Genomic DNA, 230 nt, shown 5'->3' on the forward strand with positions numbered 1-230 from the left:
CGGGGACGGCTGGTCCTATCGCTGGAACCCCGAGACCTATGCGGGCGCGGGATATGCGGTGGTGATGATCGATTTCCACGGCTCGACCGGCTACGGCCAGGCCTTCACCGATGCGATCAGCCAACACTGGGGCGACCGCCCGCTGGAAGACTTGCAGAAGGGCTGGGCGGCGGCTCAGGCGAAATACAGCTTCCTGGACGGCGACAACGCCTGTGCGCTGGGCGCCTCCT

1 protein-coding gene is annotated in these 230 nt (G+C 66.5%); it reads left to right on the forward strand.

All coding sequences use genetic code 11. The features are described 5' to 3' along the window. The coding region (locus tag OH705_RS28965; RefSeq protein WP_267303668.1) for a prolyl oligopeptidase family serine peptidase at positions 1-230 on the forward strand (230 nt) is incomplete at both ends.

This window comes from Pseudomonas sp. BJa3, assembly GCF_026343815.1.
GTDB lineage: Bacteria > Pseudomonadota > Gammaproteobacteria > Pseudomonadales > Pseudomonadaceae > Aquipseudomonas > Aquipseudomonas soli.